The 18,350-nt window shown below is 43.7% G+C and carries 31 protein-coding genes, 2 tRNA genes and 1 rRNA gene; 1 reads left to right on the top strand and 33 read right to left on the bottom strand.

The window, feature by feature from the left end; all coding sequences use genetic code 11:
- Nucleotides 1-92: 92 nt before the first annotated feature.
- Nucleotides 93-275 (top strand): hypothetical protein, encoded by a 183-nt coding sequence (locus U5J89_RS02505; RefSeq protein WP_322574028.1) that lies wholly within the window; start codon nt 93-95, stop codon nt 273-275.
- A 125-nt stretch (nt 276-400) separates the two neighbouring features.
- Here U5J89_RS02505 and U5J89_RS02500 read toward each other — a convergent pair.
- From U5J89_RS02500 to tuf, 33 genes are all read right to left on the bottom strand, one after another.
- Nucleotides 401-474 (bottom strand) — tRNA-Ala (locus tag U5J89_RS02500).
- Between the two features lie 4 nt (nt 475-478).
- Nucleotides 479-553 (bottom strand) — tRNA-Ile (locus U5J89_RS02495).
- Nucleotides 554-665: 112 nt separating this feature from the next.
- A 16S ribosomal RNA gene (locus tag U5J89_RS02490) occupies nt 666-2,201 on the bottom strand.
- A 320-nt stretch (nt 2,202-2,521) separates the two neighbouring features.
- On the bottom strand, nt 2,522-2,995 hold the full coding sequence (gene rplQ, locus U5J89_RS02485) for a 50S ribosomal protein L17 (protein WP_416208492.1): 474 nt from the start codon (nt 2,993-2,995) through the stop codon (nt 2,522-2,524).
- Nucleotides 2,996-3,012: 17 nt separating this feature from the next.
- Nucleotides 3,013-3,993: a DNA-directed RNA polymerase subunit alpha gene (locus U5J89_RS02480; protein ID WP_322574027.1), complete on the bottom strand. Its 981-nt coding sequence runs from the start codon at nt 3,991-3,993 to the stop codon at nt 3,013-3,015.
- Between the two features lie 29 nt (nt 3,994-4,022).
- Nucleotides 4,023-4,628, bottom strand: coding sequence for a 30S ribosomal protein S4 (rpsD, locus tag U5J89_RS02475; protein WP_322574026.1), 606 nt, complete (start codon nt 4,626-4,628; stop codon nt 4,023-4,025).
- Nucleotides 4,629-4,650: 22 nt separating this feature from the next.
- On the bottom strand, nt 4,651-5,049 hold the full coding sequence (gene rpsK / locus U5J89_RS02470; protein ID WP_322574025.1) for a 30S ribosomal protein S11: 399 nt from the start codon (nt 5,047-5,049) through the stop codon (nt 4,651-4,653).
- A gap of 17 nt (nt 5,050-5,066) precedes the next feature.
- Entirely contained in the window at nt 5,067-5,447 is a 381-nt protein-coding gene (gene rpsM / locus U5J89_RS02465) for a 30S ribosomal protein S13 (RefSeq protein WP_322574024.1), read from the bottom strand.
- A gap of 18 nt (nt 5,448-5,465) precedes the next feature.
- On the bottom strand, nt 5,466-5,582 hold the full coding sequence (rpmJ, locus tag U5J89_RS02460; protein WP_095607755.1) for a 50S ribosomal protein L36: 117 nt from the start codon (nt 5,580-5,582) through the stop codon (nt 5,466-5,468).
- A gap of 25 nt (nt 5,583-5,607) precedes the next feature.
- Nucleotides 5,608-5,826: a translation initiation factor IF-1 gene (gene infA, locus U5J89_RS02455; protein WP_095607754.1), complete on the bottom strand. Its 219-nt coding sequence runs from the start codon at nt 5,824-5,826 to the stop codon at nt 5,608-5,610.
- Nucleotides 5,827-5,828: 2 nt separating this feature from the next.
- Complete coding sequence (map, locus tag U5J89_RS02450) at nt 5,829-6,635, bottom strand: type I methionyl aminopeptidase (protein ID WP_322574023.1); 807 nt, start codon at nt 6,633-6,635, stop codon at nt 5,829-5,831.
- A gap of 1 nt (nt 6,636) precedes the next feature.
- Entirely contained in the window at nt 6,637-7,944 is a 1,308-nt protein-coding gene (gene secY / locus U5J89_RS02445) for a preprotein translocase subunit SecY (RefSeq protein WP_322574022.1), read from the bottom strand.
- Between the two features lie 22 nt (nt 7,945-7,966).
- The gene (gene rplO / locus U5J89_RS02440) at nt 7,967-8,431 is read right to left on the bottom strand and encodes a 50S ribosomal protein L15 (RefSeq protein WP_322574021.1); all 465 of its coding nucleotides are present in this window, start codon (nt 8,429-8,431) and stop codon (nt 7,967-7,969) included.
- Nucleotides 8,432-8,462: 31 nt separating this feature from the next.
- Nucleotides 8,463-8,987, bottom strand: a complete 525-nt coding sequence (gene rpsE / locus U5J89_RS02435; protein ID WP_095607750.1) for a 30S ribosomal protein S5 — start codon at nt 8,985-8,987, stop codon at nt 8,463-8,465.
- Between the two features lie 12 nt (nt 8,988-8,999).
- Entirely contained in the window at nt 9,000-9,368 is a 369-nt protein-coding gene (gene rplR, locus U5J89_RS02430; protein WP_322574020.1) for a 50S ribosomal protein L18, read from the bottom strand.
- A 15-nt stretch (nt 9,369-9,383) separates the two neighbouring features.
- Entirely contained in the window at nt 9,384-9,941 is a 558-nt protein-coding gene (gene rplF / locus U5J89_RS02425; protein ID WP_322574019.1) for a 50S ribosomal protein L6, read from the bottom strand.
- Nucleotides 9,942-9,959: 18 nt separating this feature from the next.
- A complete protein-coding gene (gene rpsH, locus U5J89_RS02420) occupies nt 9,960-10,352 on the bottom strand; it encodes a 30S ribosomal protein S8 (RefSeq protein WP_322574018.1) in 393 nt (130 codons plus the stop codon).
- Nucleotides 10,353-10,372: 20 nt separating this feature from the next.
- Nucleotides 10,373-10,642 (bottom strand): 30S ribosomal protein S14, encoded by a 270-nt coding sequence (gene rpsN / locus U5J89_RS02415; RefSeq protein WP_322574017.1) that lies wholly within the window; start codon nt 10,640-10,642, stop codon nt 10,373-10,375.
- Between the two features lie 20 nt (nt 10,643-10,662).
- The gene (rplE, locus tag U5J89_RS02410; protein ID WP_322574016.1) at nt 10,663-11,214 is read right to left on the bottom strand and encodes a 50S ribosomal protein L5; all 552 of its coding nucleotides are present in this window, start codon (nt 11,212-11,214) and stop codon (nt 10,663-10,665) included.
- 14 nt (nt 11,215-11,228) lie between these two features.
- Nucleotides 11,229-11,582: a 50S ribosomal protein L24 gene (gene rplX / locus U5J89_RS02405; RefSeq protein WP_322574015.1), complete on the bottom strand. Its 354-nt coding sequence runs from the start codon at nt 11,580-11,582 to the stop codon at nt 11,229-11,231.
- 14 nt (nt 11,583-11,596) lie between these two features.
- On the bottom strand, nt 11,597-11,965 hold the full coding sequence (gene rplN, locus U5J89_RS02400; RefSeq protein WP_322574014.1) for a 50S ribosomal protein L14: 369 nt from the start codon (nt 11,963-11,965) through the stop codon (nt 11,597-11,599).
- Nucleotides 11,966-11,989: 24 nt separating this feature from the next.
- Nucleotides 11,990-12,253 (bottom strand): 30S ribosomal protein S17, encoded by a 264-nt coding sequence (rpsQ, locus tag U5J89_RS02395; protein ID WP_095607742.1) that lies wholly within the window; start codon nt 12,251-12,253, stop codon nt 11,990-11,992.
- A gap of 8 nt (nt 12,254-12,261) precedes the next feature.
- Nucleotides 12,262-12,465: a 50S ribosomal protein L29 gene (gene rpmC / locus U5J89_RS02390; protein ID WP_322574013.1), complete on the bottom strand. Its 204-nt coding sequence runs from the start codon at nt 12,463-12,465 to the stop codon at nt 12,262-12,264.
- A 22-nt stretch (nt 12,466-12,487) separates the two neighbouring features.
- The gene (gene rplP, locus U5J89_RS02385; RefSeq protein ID WP_322574012.1) at nt 12,488-12,910 is read right to left on the bottom strand and encodes a 50S ribosomal protein L16; all 423 of its coding nucleotides are present in this window, start codon (nt 12,908-12,910) and stop codon (nt 12,488-12,490) included.
- A 26-nt stretch (nt 12,911-12,936) separates the two neighbouring features.
- Complete coding sequence (gene rpsC, locus U5J89_RS02380) at nt 12,937-13,671, bottom strand: 30S ribosomal protein S3 (protein ID WP_322574011.1); 735 nt, start codon at nt 13,669-13,671, stop codon at nt 12,937-12,939.
- A 12-nt stretch (nt 13,672-13,683) separates the two neighbouring features.
- Complete coding sequence (rplV, locus tag U5J89_RS02375; protein ID WP_322574010.1) at nt 13,684-14,058, bottom strand: 50S ribosomal protein L22; 375 nt, start codon at nt 14,056-14,058, stop codon at nt 13,684-13,686.
- Between the two features lie 6 nt (nt 14,059-14,064).
- Nucleotides 14,065-14,364, bottom strand: coding sequence for a 30S ribosomal protein S19 (rpsS, locus tag U5J89_RS02370; RefSeq protein WP_322574009.1), 300 nt, complete (start codon nt 14,362-14,364; stop codon nt 14,065-14,067).
- A gap of 6 nt (nt 14,365-14,370) precedes the next feature.
- Nucleotides 14,371-15,210, bottom strand: coding sequence for a 50S ribosomal protein L2 (gene rplB / locus U5J89_RS02365; RefSeq protein WP_322574008.1), 840 nt, complete (start codon nt 15,208-15,210; stop codon nt 14,371-14,373).
- A 14-nt stretch (nt 15,211-15,224) separates the two neighbouring features.
- The gene (gene rplW / locus U5J89_RS02360) at nt 15,225-15,515 is read right to left on the bottom strand and encodes a 50S ribosomal protein L23 (protein WP_095607735.1); all 291 of its coding nucleotides are present in this window, start codon (nt 15,513-15,515) and stop codon (nt 15,225-15,227) included.
- Nucleotides 15,512-16,159, bottom strand: a complete 648-nt coding sequence (gene rplD / locus U5J89_RS02355) for a 50S ribosomal protein L4 (protein ID WP_322574007.1) — start codon at nt 16,157-16,159, stop codon at nt 15,512-15,514. Before rplD ends, rplW begins: the two co-directional genes overlap by 4 nt.
- Before the next feature lie 13 nt (nt 16,160-16,172).
- Entirely contained in the window at nt 16,173-16,805 is a 633-nt protein-coding gene (gene rplC / locus U5J89_RS02350) for a 50S ribosomal protein L3 (RefSeq protein ID WP_322574006.1), read from the bottom strand.
- A 19-nt stretch (nt 16,806-16,824) separates the two neighbouring features.
- Nucleotides 16,825-17,136, bottom strand: coding sequence for a 30S ribosomal protein S10 (gene rpsJ, locus U5J89_RS02345; RefSeq protein ID WP_322574005.1), 312 nt, complete (start codon nt 17,134-17,136; stop codon nt 16,825-16,827).
- A gap of 14 nt (nt 17,137-17,150) precedes the next feature.
- Nucleotides 17,151-18,338 (bottom strand): elongation factor Tu, encoded by a 1,188-nt coding sequence (gene tuf / locus U5J89_RS02340; protein WP_322574004.1) that lies wholly within the window; start codon nt 18,336-18,338, stop codon nt 17,151-17,153.
- Between the last annotated feature and the right edge of the window lie 12 nt (nt 18,339-18,350).

The following is an 18,350-nucleotide window of genomic DNA, read 5'->3' as shown; positions in this document are numbered from 1 at the left end:
GCAAGCCTCGAAAAACAATGAGCGTTTCGCTTTGGTGTTATTTCTAAAAAAATAACCTCGATCTTAACCTTTCTTACCTATCAGCTATCACTATGTCAAAGAACACCTTGCAGGTGTGGCTGCTGGTCGGTTTCGCCGGCTGCTTTACGCAACGCCAACGATCATCAACCCACAACCGTCACTACAAGAACATCAAAGAACTCGTGCAGGGCACGTACCTGTTTGTTGTTGGCAGGCTGCAGTTTCACAAAAACACACTGCCGCCTGCCAACTAGATACAACCTACACCATACTTGAAAGAACGCGTGCCTTCCGGCACGGATCTGCTCGCTGCTGGCAACCAGCGGCGAGCACATGCGTGCCCAGACTCCCTACAACAACACCATCCACAAAAACTCCGTGGAGCTACGGGGACTCGAACCCCGGACCCCCTGCTTGCAAAGCAGGTGCTCTAGCCAACTGAGCTATAGCCCCGATGTGGGCTTGGCAGGAGTTGAACCTGCGACCTCACGCTTATCAGGCGTGCGCTCTAACCAGCCTGAGCTACAAGCCCATGGGTGGCCGGCCGGCGCCCGCCTCTCACGTTTGCGGGGGCACTCTGCGACCAGAGACTAGAACATACAGACGATCACACGGCGAGCCGCCAAGGCCAAGGCTCTCCTTAAAAAGGAGGTGATCCAGCCGCACCTTCCGGTACGGCTACCTTGTTACGACTTAGCGCCAGTCACCAGGCTTACCCTAAAGACCTACCTCCCCGAAGGGTTGGTACGGCCGTATCAGGTACTCCTGACTTCCATCGCTTGACGGGCGGTGTGTACAAGGCCCGGGAACGTATTCACCGCGACATTGCTGATACGCGATTACTAGCGATTCCGACTTCATGGAGTCGAGTTGCAGACTCCAATCCGAACTGGGAACGGTGTTCGGGGATCTGCTGACCCTCGCGGGCTCGCTTCCCATTGAACCGTCCATTGTAGCACGTGTGCAGCCCTAGACGTAAGGGCCATGATGACTTGACGTCGTCCCCACCTTCCTCACTACTTGCGTAGGCAGTCTGGCTAGAGTCCCCACCATTACGTGCTGGTAACTAACCACAGGGGTTGCGCTCGTTGCGGGACTTAACCCAACACCTCACGGCACGAGCTGACGACAGCCATGCAGCACCTTCTGTGGTGCCCCGAAGGGAAGCTCCCTTTCAGGAGCGGTCACCGCAGATTTAGCCTAGGTAAGGTTCTTCGCGTTGCATCGAATTAAGCCACATGCTCCACCGCTTGTGCGGGCCCCCGTCAATTCCTTTGAGTTTCATTCTTGCGAACGTACTCCCCAGGTGGCATGCTTACTGCGTTAACTGCGTCACTGCCCCCGAAGGGACAACAACTAGCATGCATCGTTTACAGCGTGGACTACCAGGGTATCTAATCCTGTTCGCTCCCCACGCTCTCGTGTCTCAGCGTCAGTATCGGACCAGTTGGCCGCCTTCGCCACCGGTGTTCTTCGTGATATCTATGCATTTCACCGCTACACCACGAATTCCACCAACCTCTTCCGAACTCAAGAAATCCAGTTTCGAAGGCCCTTTTACCGTTAAGCGGCAAGATTTCACCTCCGACTTAGACTTCCGCCTGCACACCCTTTACACCCAATGATTCCGGACAACGCTTGCACCCTCCGTATTACCGCGGCTGCTGGCACGGAGTTAGCCGGTGCTTATTCACTGGGTACCGTCAGTGGTCCTCGAAAGGTCCAGGTTCTTCCCCAGTAAAAGCTGTTTACAACCCATAGGGCCGTCTTCCAGCACGCGGCGTGGCTGCGTCAGGGTTGCCCCCATTGCGCAAGATTCCTCACTGCTGCCTCCCGTAGGAGTCTGGGCCGTGTCTCAGTCCCAGTGTGGGGGATCATCCTCTCAGACCCCCTAGCCATCATTGCCTTGGTAGGCTTTGACCCTACCAACTAGCTAATGGCACGCAGGTTCATCTCCAGGCTCCCGAAGGATTTAACAACTGTGGCCATGCGGCCCCGCTGCATCATCCGGTATTAGCTCACCTTTCGGTGGGTTATCCCAGTCCTGAAGGCAGATTACCTACGCGTTACTCACCCATCCGCCGGTCTCCAGAACCCCGAAGGGTTCCTTCTCCCGCGACTTGCATGTGTTAAGCCCGCCGCCAGCGTTCGTCCTGAGCCAGGATCAAACTCTCCATGGTAAATACACCTAATAAATTGTTTGAGTCTCTGGCCTCGGCTTCACTGTACTTCTATCAATTGATCTCTTATCTGGCCCCACCCGAAGGCGGGGCCGACAAGGGCTCGACGTGCGATCGTCTGTATGTTCTCAGTCTGTCAAAGAACGAAATAATGCTCGTTATAAATAGAGCTTAAAGCGATTATTTCCATTTCACTTGCGCCTTGTTTCAGCGCGGTGCAATGATAAGAACTTATCCTTTATAAAACAAATATTATTTCAAACAATTTTGCTTATCAAAAAGGTAAGTTAATTAACTAAAACTTTGAAAATTTAGGTTAGCTATTCTTCTTCGGAAGCTGATTCTTCTTTTTTCTTAGTTCCTGAAGAAGTAGTACTCTTGGATTTACCAGCCCGGCGTGTACCTTTCTTCTTTTGGCTGTCTTTAGGTTTTATATCATTATAATCAACCAATTCTATAACACCCATCTGTGCATTGTCGCCAGATCGATATCCAAGTTTTACAACCCGGGTATATCCACCAGGTCGATCCATAGCCTTTTGTGCCACTTCCTCAAAGAGATGTGAAACTGCAGCTTTATCCTTTAATTTCGAAAACACTTGTCTACGATTGTGAGAAGTGTCTTCTTTGGCCTTCGTAATTAATGGCTCAACAAATGTTCTGAGCTCTTTGGCCTTAGGTACTGTCGTTACTATTCTATGTTCTTTAATTAAAGCTACAGAAAGCGCACTTAATGTTGCTTTACGGTGCGATGGTGTTCTACCTAGCTTTCTACCTTTATTTAAATGACGCATTTCTTTTTATAATACCTTTATGATTTATCTAAATACTTTGTTACATCCATTCCAAAATGCAGATCTTTGCCTTCAATAACTTCTACCAATTCAGCTAAAGATTTCTTACCAAAGTTTCGGAATTTTAACAAGTCCTGTTCATCTCTGGCTACTAATTCACCGATAGTGTTAATATTAGCCGATTTCAAACAGTTATAAGAGCGTACACTTAAGTTCAGATCTTCAATACTTGTTTTCAACAAGTTTTTAATACGCTGCTTTTCTGCATCAACTTCTTCTTCCTCTTGTGTAAATGGCTCGTCAATTTCTTCTGTAATAAACTTTTCAATATGCTCTTTCAAAATCTTACCTGCTATAGTAAGAGCTTCTTTTGAATTTATTGAGCCATCAGTAGTTATATCCATAACTAATTTCTCGTAGTCGGTACGTTGACCAACACGAACATTATCGACATCAAATTGTACCTGTTTGATTGGAGTATAAATAGCATCAATAGGAATAAGACTCACATCCTCTTCGGTATCTACATTTTGCTCCTCTGCTGGAACATAACCACGACCTCTGCCAACATGTAATTCCATTTCGATATCGGCGTCTTCAGCCATAGTAGCAATAAGCTGGTCGGGGTTAAGAACTTCATAATCTGCCGTTGCCTCAGAAATATCTTCGGCCTTAAGTGACCCTTCTCCGGATTTTGAGATATGAACAATTCCACTGCTCTGTTCAATCTGTTTGAAACGTACCTCTTTTAGGTTGAGGATAATTTCATAAACATCCTCTTTTACACCATCAATACTGGAATACTCATGCTCAACTCCATTAATTTTAACAGCATTGATAGCAATTCCCGGTAAAGAAGAAAGCAATATTCTCCGAAATGAGTTACCGATGGTAACCCCAAACCCTCGTTCCAATGGTTGTAAAATAAATGTACCAAAGGTATCGTTTGCTTCTTCAACCTCAAGCGGTTCAGGCATTTGTATACTATAATTACTCATATCAATCGCGTTAACTAAATTAATTTAAATTACTTAGAGTAGAGTTCAACGATAAGCTGTACATTAATATTTTCAGGAATTTCTTCCATCTCGGGCACATTCAAGAACTTACCCTGCATATCCTTCTTATCGATTTCTATCCACTTATACTTACTGGAAGGAGCGTGCTGTAAAGACTCATTTATAACTTCTAAAGTCTTTGATTTTGGTCGTACACTTACCACATCACCAGGCTTAAGCTGGAACGATGGGATATTTACAACTTCTCCATTAACTACTATATGCTTATGGCTCACTAATTGTCTTGCCTGTCGACGCGTTCTTGCAAAACCTAGACGGTAGACGGTATTATCAAGACGGCTCTCAAGCAGTTGCAACAGAATTTCACCTGTTACACCATCCTTGGCATTTGCTTTATCAAACAGATTTGAAAACTGTCTTTCCAGCAAGCCGTAGGTATATTTTGCTTTCTGCTTTTCTTCAAGCTGAATAGCATACTCTGATTTTCTCGAATATCTGGATCGGCCATGTTGACCGGGTCCATATGGTTTTCGCTCCAGCGCCTTGCTGGGACCAAAAATTGGTTCTCGAAAACGTCTTGCTTTCTTTTGTTTTGGGCCTGTGTATCTTGCCATGATTAACTAATAATTTACTTCGTTATACTCTTCGTCTTTTAGGTGGTCTGCAACCATTATGAGGAATGGGAGTACGATCTTTAATTTCCGTTACTTCCAATCCACTTGATGCTAAAGCACGAACTGCCGCTTCACGTCCAGAGCCGGGACCTTTTACAAAAACCTCAACTCTTCGCAATCCCATTTCATAGGCTGCAGTTGCTGCCGTTTCAGCACTCAATTGTGCTGCATATGGTGTGTTTTTTCGTGATCCTTTAAAACCTTCTTTACCAGCTGAGGACCAAGAAAGTGCATTCCCATCAGCATCAGTAACCGTTACCAAGACATTATTAAATGTTGCCTTGATAAAAGCCATTCCATTAGGATCTGAAAGCTGTTTTCGTCGTTTCTTCTTTCCAGATTTTCGTTCTCGCTTTGCCATTTAATTATCTCGTTTAATTATTTTCGAGGAGCTGATTTCTTACCTGCAACGGTTCGGCGCTTCCCTTTTCGGGTACGTGCATTAGTTTGAGTACGTTGTCCTCGTACGGGTAATCCTTTACGATGTCGATTACCACGATAAGAACCAATCTCAATTAACCGCCGTATATTGGCTTTCACCTCACTTCGTAATGCCCCTTCAACCTTATACTCATTGTCAATTTTTTGACGGAGCTTTGATACTTCTTCATCAGTCCAATCCACAACTTTCGTATCCCGGTCAATTTCAAGTTCATCAAGAATATCTTGAGCTGTTGACCGGCCGATACCATGGATGTAGGTCAGACCTATCTCACCGCGTTTATTTTTAGGTAAGTCTATTCCAGCAATTCTAGCCATAAAAACTATCCGAATTAATTATCCTTGCCGTTGCTTGTGGCGTGGATTCTTCTTGTTAATTACATAAACACGACCATTGCGTCGCACAATTTTGTCGTCTTCGCTTCTTTTCTTTACTGAAGATCGAGTCTTCATAATACTAAACTCTTTTAATTAGAATTTATTTGTAACGATACGTGATACGTCCCTTCGTTAAATCGTAAGGAGACATTTCCACAGCGACTCGGTCGCCGGGAAGAATTTTAATATAGTACATTCTCATTTTTCCGGATACATGAGCCAATATCTCATGCCCATTATCCAGTTCTACGCGAAATTGTGCATTGGGTAATGCTTCAATAATTTCGCCATCTTGCTTAATTGGCTCTTCTTTAGCCATTGCTAAATATTTGCATTTATTCGACTTTTCGTTATCTCTCTAATATAATCAAAAGTACTTAAAATTTCAGCCTTTCCTTCTCTCACAACAATATCGTGTTCGTAATGTGCAGAAACTTTTCGATCGGCTGTAACAACCGTCCAGCCATCATCTAATGTTTCTACTTGCCAAGAACCTAGCGTAATCATTGGTTCGACAGCAAGTGTCATTCCGGATCGGAGACGCTCCCCTCTTCCGGCTTTTCCAAAATTCGGTACCGAAGGATCTTCATGGAGTGATTTTCCGAGACCGTGACCTACCAAGTCTCTAACTACTCCAAAACCTTCACTCTCACAATGGCTTTGCACAGCCTGTGAAATATCTCCAATTCTATTCCCGTGCACAGCCTTCTCAATTCCTTTGTATAGTGATTCTAGCGTTGCACGTAATAAACGAATTTTCTCGTCTTCACATTCACCAACGGCAAATGTATAAGCATGATCGCCGAAGTATCCATTCTTTTCAACACCACAATCAATGGAAACAATATCACCTTCCTTCAGCTCCCGTTTATCACTGGGAATACCGTGTACTACCTCTTCGTTAATCGAGATACATAGCGTTCCCGGGAATTCATTCCCTTTTGGCCCATAACCTTTAAAAGCAGGGCGACCATCATTCTTTTTTATATACTCTTCTGCGATTCTGTCGAGCTTCCCCGTTGTAACACCAGGCTCAATATGTTTTGCAACTTCACCCAGTGTGCGAGAAACAATTTGTGCGCTTTCGCGCATTTTCTCTATTTCAGATTCGCTTTTAAGAAAAATCATCTTACGCTCTACGTCGGCCTTTCATCTTACCAGTTTTCATAAAGCCATCATAATGACGCATCATCAAGTGGCTTTCAATCTGTTGCAACGTATCAAGAGCTACACCAACTATAATCAACAAACTGGTTCCACCATAGAACAAAGCGAATCCCGGTGTAACTCCCATCCTGGCCACAATAGCCGGCATAATTGCAATAATTGCCAAGAAAATAGACCCTGGCAGTGTGACCTTCGTCAAAATATTATCAATAAACTCGACCGTCTGATTTCCCGGTCGAACTCCCGGTATAAATCCTCCTTGGCGTTTCATAGTATCTGCCATTTCACGAGGATTAACCGTAATAGCTGTATAGAAGTATGTAAAGAACACCACAATAATTCCAAAGATAATAGAATAGGTAATTCCTGTAAAATCACTCGACCAGGCAGTCAACATTTGCACGGTCTCATTATTGGGGAAAAACGTCCCGATCGTACTTGGAATAAACATAATAGACTGTGCAAAAATAATCGGCATCACCCCAGCAGCATTCAACCGGAGCGGCAAATATTGTGTTGTCCCTCCGTACACCTTGCGTCCTACTACTCGTTTAGCATACTGGACGGGAACTTTACGTACGCCTTGTGTCAACAGCACACATGCAGCAATTACCAGAATCAAAGCTGCGATCTCAATAATAACAATAATGAGATTACCCTTGGTCGTTACCTCATTGATCAAACTAGCAGGTAATCGGGCGATAATACCAATCATAATAATGATTGAAATACCATTACCAATACCGCGGTCAGAAATTCGTTCCCCCAACCACATCACAAAAGTAGTACCCGCCGTTAAAATAATCATTGAAGTAAGTACAAACGTAAAGTTACTTACCACAATAGCGTTTGGCGATGTAGCCATCAGGTTTATAGCAAAACCTATAGACTGTACTAAGGTAATACCTACCGTACCATAGCGCGTAAGTCTATTTATCTTACGCCTGCCCTCTTCCCCTTCGCGCTGCAATTTTTGAAAATATGGTACAACGGCCCCCATCAATTGAATGATAATAGCAGCAGTAATATAAGGCATAATTCCAAGTGCAAATACCCCCGCACGCGAAAAGGCACCACCAACAAACATGTCGAATAGACCAAGAAGACTTGAGGCGTCTCCGGCCTGTTGTGTTAATTGAGTAGCATCAACACCAGGAAGTGTTACAAAGCTCCCTATGCGATAAACCATCAAGATGCCGATGACATAGAAGATGCGATTTTTCAGCTCTTCTATTTTAAAGATGTTGCGAAAGTTTTCAACTAAACTCATTTAGAAGGTGGCTTATCTTTTTTTATTGATTATTCTTAACGAATGTGATGTTTCCACCGGCCTCTTCAACTTTTTCCTGAGCAGATTTACTGGCGTTGTGTACTTCGATATCAATTGATGCTTCGATATCACCATCGCCAAGTAATTTCACAAGATCATTTTTACCTGCAAGTCCAGCATTACGAAGATCTTCAAGAGTAATCGCCTCTTCAAGTTTGCCGTGCTCGACAAATAGTTGAATAGTGCCTGTATTAACAGCTACATACTCTTTGCGGAATTTATTATTAAAACCCCACTTGGGCACGCGACGCTGTAAAGGCATCTGTCCACCTTCAAACCAAAACTTTTCCTTAAAACCACTGCGTGAACGTTGACCATTGTGTCCTTTACCAACAGTGTGTCCGCCTCTGCCAGAACCTTGTCCGCGACCAATACGTCTGGCCTTTTTCTTATTGGGTTCTGGAGCGTTTAAATTACTTAAATCCATTATCTTATCCTGATTAAATTCCTTAGATCTATTAGCCTTCAAATACTTTATTCATTGAAATACCCCGTCGCTCAGCAACCTCAAATGGATCAGTCAAATTCTTTAATCCATTATAAGTAGCTTTAACCATATTATGTGGATTTGAAGATCCCACAGATTTGGTAAGGATATTCTGCAATCCGGCAATATCAAGCAACGCCTTAACAGGTCCCCCTGCAATCACACCGGTACCTTCTGATGCGGGTCGAAGCAACACTTCGCCGGCACCTTCCTTTCCGGTTATCGTATGATAAATACTACCGGTTTTTGTCATCGGTACTCTGATAAGATTCTTCTTCGCATTATCAAATCCTTTTTGAATGGCGTCAGAAACCTCGTTGGCTTTTCCAAGACCGTGTCCTACAACACCGTCTTTATTACCAACAACCACAATAGCATTAAAGCTAAAGCGGCGGCCACCTTTTACCACTTTTGAAACACGGTTAATATGAACCAGTTTCTCTTCGAGGTTAAGATTTGTAGGCGTTATGTTATGTCGTCTTCTTACTTTTGGCATAATTATTCTTTTTTAAAAGTCTAAACCTCCTTCGCGAGCACCCTCTGCAAGGGCTTTAACAACACCGTGATACTTATAACCACTTCGATCAAACACGGCTTTTTCTAATCCTTGATCTGTAGCAAGTTCAGCTAAACGTTTACCAACAACTTCAGCAGCTTCTTTCTTGCTCATATCCTTTACTTCGTCGGCCACTTCTTCAGACTCGGTAGAAACCCCAGCCAAAGTATGTCCCAAACGATCATTAACAAGTTGTGCATAAATATTCTTATTACTTTTATACACACACAGTCTTGGTCGATCTGCCGTACCTTTTATTGTTGATCGAATACGGCGACGTATCCTATCGCGACGTAATGTTTTTTTAATATTCTTATCCATCGTAAATAATTCCTATTAAGCTTTAGCAGCAGATTTACCAGCTTTTCTACGGACCCATTCGTCAACATATCGTATTCCCTTGCCTTTATAGGGCTCAGGGGGACGTAATGAACGTATTTTAGCGGCAACCTGTCCAACTAATTCTTTGTTAATTCCAGAAACAATTATCATGGGATTCTTTTTTGTCTTTGTATCAACTTCAAGATCAACTCCATCAGGTGCTACAAAGTAAATTGGGTGTGAAAAACCCAATTGCATTTCAAGAACGCCATTACTTAAAGATGCGCGGTAACCAACGCCAATCATTTCAAGCTCTTTTTTATATCCTTCCGATACTCCAATCATCATATTGCTGATCAGAGATCGATAAAGCCCGTGTAGTGAACGATCAATTTTCTGCTCACCAGTTCGATTGACGATTATTTCACCGTCTTTTTTCTCAACATTAATGCTGGGATCCAATTGCAGTGTATCACTGCCCTTCTCCCCTTTCAGGGTGACCACATTATCAGCATCAATGCTAAACTCAACATCTTCTTTTAATTCAATCGGTTGATTTCCGATACGAGACATAATTCAATTACCTTAGTTTTAATAAACAGTGCACAATACTTCGCCACCCACTTTAACTTTGCGGGCTTCTTTATCAGTCATTACTCCACGAGAAGTTGAGAGTATAACAATTCCCAATCCGTTAAGAGCTCTGGGAATGTTATCCGCTCCACAATACTCACGAAGTCCCGGCTTAGAACGACGCTTCATTTTCTTAATAACCGGTTGACCATACGCATCGTATTTCAAAAACAGGCGAAGCACTCCCTGTTTTCCATCATCAATATTGATAAACTTATTTATATAACCTTTATCCAGAAGGATTTTGGTCATAGCCCGCTTCAGCTTGGACGCGGGAATATCTACCCGTCGATGTCCAGCTTGTTGAGCGTTTCGTATTCTTGTTAAATAATCTGAAATTGGATCAAACATAAAAGTTCTTCGTTAAATTGTTACCAACTTGCTTTTCGTACGCCAGGAATTTTCCCGTCGAGTGCAAGTTCACGAAATTTAATTCGAGATATACCGTACTTGCGAATATATCCGCGACATCGGCCCGTTAAGTTACAGCGATTGTTTACGCGTGTAGGGCTGGCATCGCGAGGAAGCTTTTGTAACTCTTCCCACTTTCCCTCTTCTTTAAGTTTTTTTCGCTTTTCGGCGTATTTCTTTACCGTTCTTTTTCTTTTTTCGTTACGTGCTATCCAACATTTCTTAGCCATAATTGTATATGCTTGTTAATTTAATCTCGTTTCTGAAACGGCATTCCAAATTCCTTCAGCAGAGCATAAGCTTCTTCATCGCTATCCGCTGTAGTTACAAACGTAATATCCATTCCATGAATATTTTCAACATCATCTGTATTAATTTCAGGGAATATTGTATGCTCCTTAACACCAAGTGTATAATTCCCTCTACCGTCAAAACTTTTATCGGGCACTCCTTGAAAGTCTCGCGTTCTTGGTAGCGCAAGATTAATCAAGCGATCCAAAAATTCATACATCTTTTTCTTTCTCAGAGTAACCTTACAACCAATGGGCATTCCATCTCTGGTTTTAAAATTAGAGATAGATTTCTTTGCCTTTGTGGTTACCGGTTTCTGCCCTGTAATCTTTGCAAGGTTATCAGTAACAGTGTCTAACACTTTCTCATTTTCCACTGCTTCACCAACACCACTGTTGATTACAATCTTTTCGAGTTTCGGAACAGCCATAACGTTTTCGTAGTCAAACTGTTCGAACAAGTTCGAAATAATTTCGTCTTTGTACTGTGTATAAAGTCTTGCTTCTGACATTCTATAATTCCTTCTTATTTATCAATGATCTCGCCACTTTTCTTTGCGTATCGTACCCACCGGCCACCGCTATCATCCTCAATTCGTTTGCGGCCTATACGAGTAGGTTCTCCTGTTGCAGGATCTAACAACATCACATTGGATACATGTATTGCTACTTCTCGTTCAATACGGCCTCCCTGGGGATTTTCCTGGGTTGGCTGATCGTGATGGACCCGCATGTTGATTCCCTCAACCAATACGCGTTCTTTCTCAGGAAATACAGCCAAAATACGGCCTTCCTTCCCTTTTTCGTTACCAGCGATTACTCGTACTTCATCGCCTTTTTTAACGTGTAATTTCTTCTTTTTGTTTTTAGTACGTGGCATAATAAAATTCGTTTTTAAAGCACTTCTGGAGCAAGTGATACAATACGCATGTAATTTCGCTCACGAAGTTCGCGAGCTACCGGTCCAAATATTCGCGTACCTACCGGTTCACTTTCTTTATTAATAATAACAGCCGCATTTTCGTCAAATCGAATGTAGCTGCCATCCTGGCGACGTATCTCCTTTTTCGTTCTTACAACTACAGCCTTTACTACTTCCCCTTTTTTAACATTACCTCCAGGGATAGCAGTTTTTACTGAGCAGGAAATAATATCGCCTATTCTTGCGTATCGACGCTTTGAATCACCAAGAACCTTAATGCAGTTCAGCTGACGAGCGCCGCTGTTATCAGCAACATTTAATTGTGTTTGTGCTTGTATCATTGCAGATTCCTAAAATATATCCAGTTATTTTGCTCGTTCAATTATTTCTACAAGACGCCAAGATTTACGCTTTGAAAGCGGACGGGTTGACATGATTTGTACTAAGTCACCCTCATTGGCCTCATTACTTTCATCATGGGCCATGTACTTCGTCGTCTTTGTAATATATTTTCCGTAAATCGCGTGTTTTACTTTTCGATCTACAGCAACGGTAATGGTCTTATCCATTTTGTTGCTGACCACGCGACCTTTTCTTTCTCTTCGTTGTACTCGTTCAGTTTGTGCCATTGTATTAATTATTCAGCACTTTCTTGTTGTTTTTCAGTAATGATCGTATGAATTCGGGCAATCTCGCGGCGTGTCATCGTAATACGCGCGGGATTTTCTAGCTGGCCAGCAATTGCACGATTAAACTTCATATCTTGCAACGCCTGCTTTTCATCATCCAGCCGGGCCTCCAATTCAGCAATTGATTTATCTCGTAATTCGTGTGCTTTCATGATTTATCAAATACCTTATTAATTATGGTCCATCGTAATCTCGACGAACAATAAATTTCGTTTTAATAGGAAGCTTGTAATCTGCTCGACGCATTGCTTCCCAAGCTAAATCCTCTGGTACACCAGCAATCTCAAATAGAATGCGACCTGGCTTTACTACAGCAACATATTCCTCAACAGCTCCTTTACCCTTACCCATTCGTGTTTCAGCGGGTTGGGCAGTTTTAGGCATATCCGGGAAAATTCGGATCCAGGTTTGCCCATCACGCTGCAATTGACGAGCAATTGCAATACGGCATGATTCAATCTGCCGAGAAGTGATGTACTTAGGTTCCATTGCCTTTAAACCAAAATCGCCATGTGCAAGCGTATGTCCACGTTGCGCAGTACCTTTAAGGCTGCGACGATGCTGCCTGCGGCGTCGTACATTTCTTGGTTCTAACATGATTCTATTTATTTACAGTATTAATTTTAATTTCTTCTACGTCGACGAGATCGGCGCTTACCGCCTCCTTTTCCACGTCGTCCTCGTGAATCATCCTTCTGCTGGGTATGAGCATCTCCAGGTGTCAACTCAATATCTCCGAGTATTTCACCTTTAAATATCCAAACTTTTACACCAATTGATCCGTAAATAGTGTTCGCTGTTGTATTGTAATAGTCAATATCAGCACGGAGTGTATGCAATGGCACACGTCCTTCGCGATATTGCTCAGTACGTGCCATTTCAGCACCGCCTAATCGACCAGCACAGCGAATTTTAATTCCTTCAGCCCCCATACGCATGGCAGAGGAAATTGCTGTTTTCATTGCACGCCGGAATGAAATCCGAGCCTCGAGCTGTTGTGCAATATTTTGAGCAACCAAACTTGCATCTGTTTCGGGTCGTTTAATTTCACTTACATTAATTTGAACTTCCTTATCAGTAATTGTTTTAAGCTCTTCGCGCAGAAGCTCAATTTGTTCACCGCCTTTACCGATAATAACACCGGGGCGGCTGGTTTTAAGTGTAAGGAGTATTCGTTTTGGTGTACGTTCGATTATGACTCGAGAAAGCCCTCCATTTTCAAGTCGCGTGTGCAAATACTCGCGCAACTTCGTGTCTTCGTATAAAATTTCGGGTTCATTCTCTTCGGAATACCAATTGGAATCCCAACCGCGAATGATTCCGAGTCGTAAACCTACTGGATGTGATTTCTGTCCCAAGGTATTATTCGTTTATTGATTAACTAATTCTTTGTTATTAGCCACAACAACAGTGATGTGACTTGTACGTTTGCGTATCTGATTAGCACGGCCCATTGCTCTTGGCTGTATGCGTTTCAGTGTCGCACCTTCGTTTACAAAAATTTCTGTAATGTAAATCTCATGATTATCAAGTCGTGCTTCCTGAAACTTATCGCGTATGTTTGCAGCTGCTGACTTAACAACTTTTGCTACTTCATCTGCAGCCCCTTTATTGGTAAATTCAAGTTTCTTAAGGGCTTTATCTACACGATCTCCTCTCACAGAATCAACAACTAATCGTACTTTGCGAGGCGACCTGCGAAGATGTTTTTGCGTAGCTCGAGCTTCAAATTTTTCTTCAGCCATAATACTTTATTGTCCTGGTTTTTTCGGTGCTTCACGCGTTGCTTTAGACTTCACTGGGTGTCCACGGAACGTTCTTGTAGGAGCAAATTCTCCCAACTTGTGACCCACCATTTCTTCAGTAATATATACGGGTATAAATTGTTTCCCGTTATGAACAGCTAATGTCAGTCCAACAAAATCAGGCGTAACCATAGAGCTACGCGACCATGTTTTAATGACATTCTTCTTGCCGCTCTCATTCATTGCATCGATCTTACGCTGCAACTTGTAATATACGTAAGGTCCTTTTCTTAGCGATCTTGGCATAACTAATTACTTTTTAGACTTTTTGCGACTCCGAACGATATATCGATCCGAGAGTTTCTTGCGTTTTCTTGTCTTCAATCCTTTAGAAGATTGCCCCCAAGGTGAACGCGGATGTCCACCTGAAGCTTTACCTTCACCACCACCCATTGGGTGATCAATCGGGTTCATCGCAACACCACGTGTATGAGGTCGCTTCCCTTTCCAACGATTTCGTCCCGCTTTACCCATTGTTGTATTAAAGTGATCGGGATTACTGGTTGATCCAACAGTTGCTATACAGTTACCTAAAATCATTCGTACTTCACTCGAAGGTAACTTAACTGTTACATAACGATCTGTCTTTGCTACCATTTGTGCAGACGTACCGGCACTTCTGCATAATTGTGCTCCCTGTCCAGGGTGCAACTCAATATTATGGATAAAAGTACCGGGCGGCATATGCTTCATAGGCATTGCGTTTCCTACATCCGGCTCAACACCTGTTGTTCCACTAATAATAGTATCTCCAACACTCAACTTATTAGGAGCAATAATGTAGCGCTTTTCTCCATCAGCATAAGCAACAAGTGCAATTCGTGCTGATCTGTTGGGATCGTATTCAATAGTTTGAACTTTAGCAGGGATATCATGCTTATCGCGATAAAAATCAATCTGACGATAGCGACGCTTATGACCTCCACCGCGATGGCGTGATGTCATCCGTCCCTGCTTATTTCGTCCACCGGATTGACCTTTACCTTTAACAAGCCGTTTAACAGTCGGCTTGCTAACGGTCACATCGTCAAACACAGGTGAAATTCTGTGTCTGGAACCGGGTGTAGATGGTTTTGATTTCTTAGTAGCCATTGAACTATTAGTTTCTAAATTTCGCTAAAGAAGTCTATCTCACCTTCTTTAAGTGTTACAATTGCTTTCTTCCAAACTTTTTCTCGGCCAACGATATATCCACTCTGGGTATATCGACCTTTAGGCTTAGAAGGCATAATCATAGTATTGATCTTCTTAATCTTCACTTCCGGATATCTATCAATAACAGCTTGCTTGATATCCGCTTTTGATGCATGCTTATCTACTTTAAAAGCATACTTGCCTTCTTCCTGAAGCCGAGTAAGTTTTTCTGTAATTAATGGTTTCTTTAATACTTGTTTCATGCTACAGCCTCCTCAGCAGATTCAATTGATCCTTGCAGTACTTCAACAGCACTTTTTTGAATTAAAATAACATCAGCATCAAGAATCTGATATGTCGTTGGTTTGTTTGCTTCCAGTACTTCTACATTTGGAATATTTCTCGCAGACTTATAAAGCACTTTATCAGTGTCTGCAGTCAAAATGAGTACCTTTTGTTCTTCTATATCCAGACTCTTAAGAATATCAGCAACTTTTCGGGTTTTGGGCTCATCAAATGTAAAATCATCTATAATCTTGATCGCTTTATCAGCTGCCTTTGCAGACCATGCTGATTTCCGAGCCAATTGTTTTGTCTTTTTAGGTATTTTAAACGAATAATCTCGCGGACTTGGACCAAATACCGTTCCACCACCTTTCAAGAGCGGGGATCGGATAGAACCTCGTCGAGCCTGTCCCGTTCCCTTCTGGCGATAAGCCTTACGACCACCACCGCGAACCTGTCCACGTTCTTTCGTATTTGATGTTCCCTGGCGCTGATTAGCCATGTATCGGCGAACATCTTCATAGATAGCAGTTTCATTCGGCTCGATTCCAAATATAGAATCAGCCAACTCAATCTGATCTCCGCTATCTTTACCTCCAGTTGTTAATATCGAAAGCTTCATTGCAAATTATCTATTACTGTCTATTGTAAATTTCAACAAATCGTCCATTAGGACCGGGTACAGAACCAGTAACCATCATCAAGTTTGACTCACTAAATACCTTAGCTACAGTCAAGTTCTTTATCTTATTACGTTCGTTACCACTTCGGCCGCCCATCTTAATTCCCGGAAATACTCGAGATGGATCAGAGGCCTGACCAATAGATCCCGGATGTCGTTGTCGGTCGTGCTGACCGTGTGTCGCTTCGCCAACACCCTTAAAATTGTGTCGCTTTACCACACCGGTAAATCCCTTTCCTTTTGAGACACCAACAACATCAACATTGTCACCAATGCTGAATACATCTTCAATATTCAACTCGTCTCCGAGTTCAGCATCTTCAGGAATAAAATCCCTGAATTCCTTGATGTATTTTTTTGGTGATGTTCCAGCCTTTTCAAAATGTCCTTTTAACGGTTTTGAGGTACTTTTCTCCTTTTTATCAAAAGCAGAAAGCTGTACAGCTTCATAGCCGTTTTCTTCATTGGTTTTGATCTCCGTAATAACATTGGGATCAACTTCTATAACCGTTACGGCATAATTTTTACCATTGTCATCAAAGACATTGGTCATGCCAATCTTTTTTCCTATCAAACCACTACTCATTGTTCAGTGATTATAAATGTTACACTTTAATTTCTACGTCCACACCAGAGGGCAACTCCAGCTTCATTAATGCATCTACAGTTTGCGATCCTGTTGAAAGAATATCGATCAAACGTTTGTGAGAACGATACTCAAACTGCTCTCGGGCAGTTTTGTTAACATTAACAGATCGGTTCACTGTAATAATATTTTTCTTCGTCGGAAGCGGTATCGGACCCGATACCACAGCTCCCGTTGACTTTACTGTCTGAATTATCTTTTCAGCCGATTTGTCGATCAAGTTGTGATCGTACGACTTAAGTTTAATTCTGATTTTTTGTTGAGTAGCCACTTATCAGAACTTTTTTATTCTATAATTTCAGTTACAACACCGGCGCCTACCGTGCGGCCGCCCTCGCGGATCGCAAAACGCAGGCCTTCTTCCATCGCTACCGGCTGAATCAGGCTCACTTCCATCGTCACATTGTCGCCCGGCATCACCATCTCTACCCCATCGGGCAGCTCGCAGGATCCGGTCACGTCCGTGGTCCGGAAGTAGAACTGCGGGCGGTAGCCGTCAAAAAACGGGGTGTGTCGGCCGCCTTCGTCCTTGCTCAGCACGTATACCTCGCATTCGAACTTCTTGTGCGGGGTAATCGAGCCCGGCTCGCAGAGTACCATCCCGCGCTGGAGCTCTTCTTTGTCCACCCCGCGCAGCAGGATCCCGGCGTTGTCGCCGGCCTGGCCCTCGTCGAGCATCCGCCGGAACATCTCAATGCCGGTGACGACCGATTCCATCGGGTCTTCGATAATACCTACAATCTCAATCTCGTCGTTCAGCTTCACCACTCCGCGCTCGATACGGCCTGTCGCCACAGTACCGCGGCCGGTGATCGAGAAGATATCCTCGACCGGCATCAAAAACGGCTTGTCCACGTCGCGCTCGGGCGTCGGAATCGTCTCGTCGACGGCGTCCATCAGATCCAGGATGTTCTGCTCGGCCTCCTCGTCGCCCTCCAGGGCTTTCAGGGCCGATCCCTGCACTACGGGAATATTGTCCCCGTCAAACTCATAGGAGCTCAGCAGCTCACGGACTTCCAGCTCCACCAGCTCGATCAGCTCTTCGTCGTCGACCAGGTCGGTCTTGTTCATGAAGACCACAATCTGCGGGACGCCTACCTGGCGGGCCAGCAGAATATGCTCGCGGGTCTGCGGCATCGGACCGTCGGTGGCCGCTACCACCAAAATCGCCCCGTCCATCTGGGCCGCCCCCGTCACCATATTCTTGACGTAGTCGGCGTGGCCCGGACAGTCCACGTGCGCGTAGTGGCGCGCTTCGGTTTCGTACTCGACGTGCGCCGTCGAGATCGTTATCCCCCGCTCTTTCTCCTCGGGGGCGTTGTCGATGTCGACAAACTTCTTGGCCACCCCGCCGTGGTGCTTGGCCATTACCGTCGTAATCGCCGCCGTCAGGGTCGTCTTCCCGTGGTCTACGTGACCTATCGTTCCTATGTTTACGTGTGGCTTGTTTCGCTGAAATGTCTCTTTTGCCATAATACTATTAGT

The organism is Fodinibius sp., assembly GCF_034521915.1.
Classification (GTDB): domain Bacteria; phylum Bacteroidota; class Rhodothermia; order Balneolales; family Balneolaceae; genus Fodinibius.
Note: the sequence above shows the minus strand (reverse complement) of the source record. Positions and strands in the feature narration are given on the sequence as shown.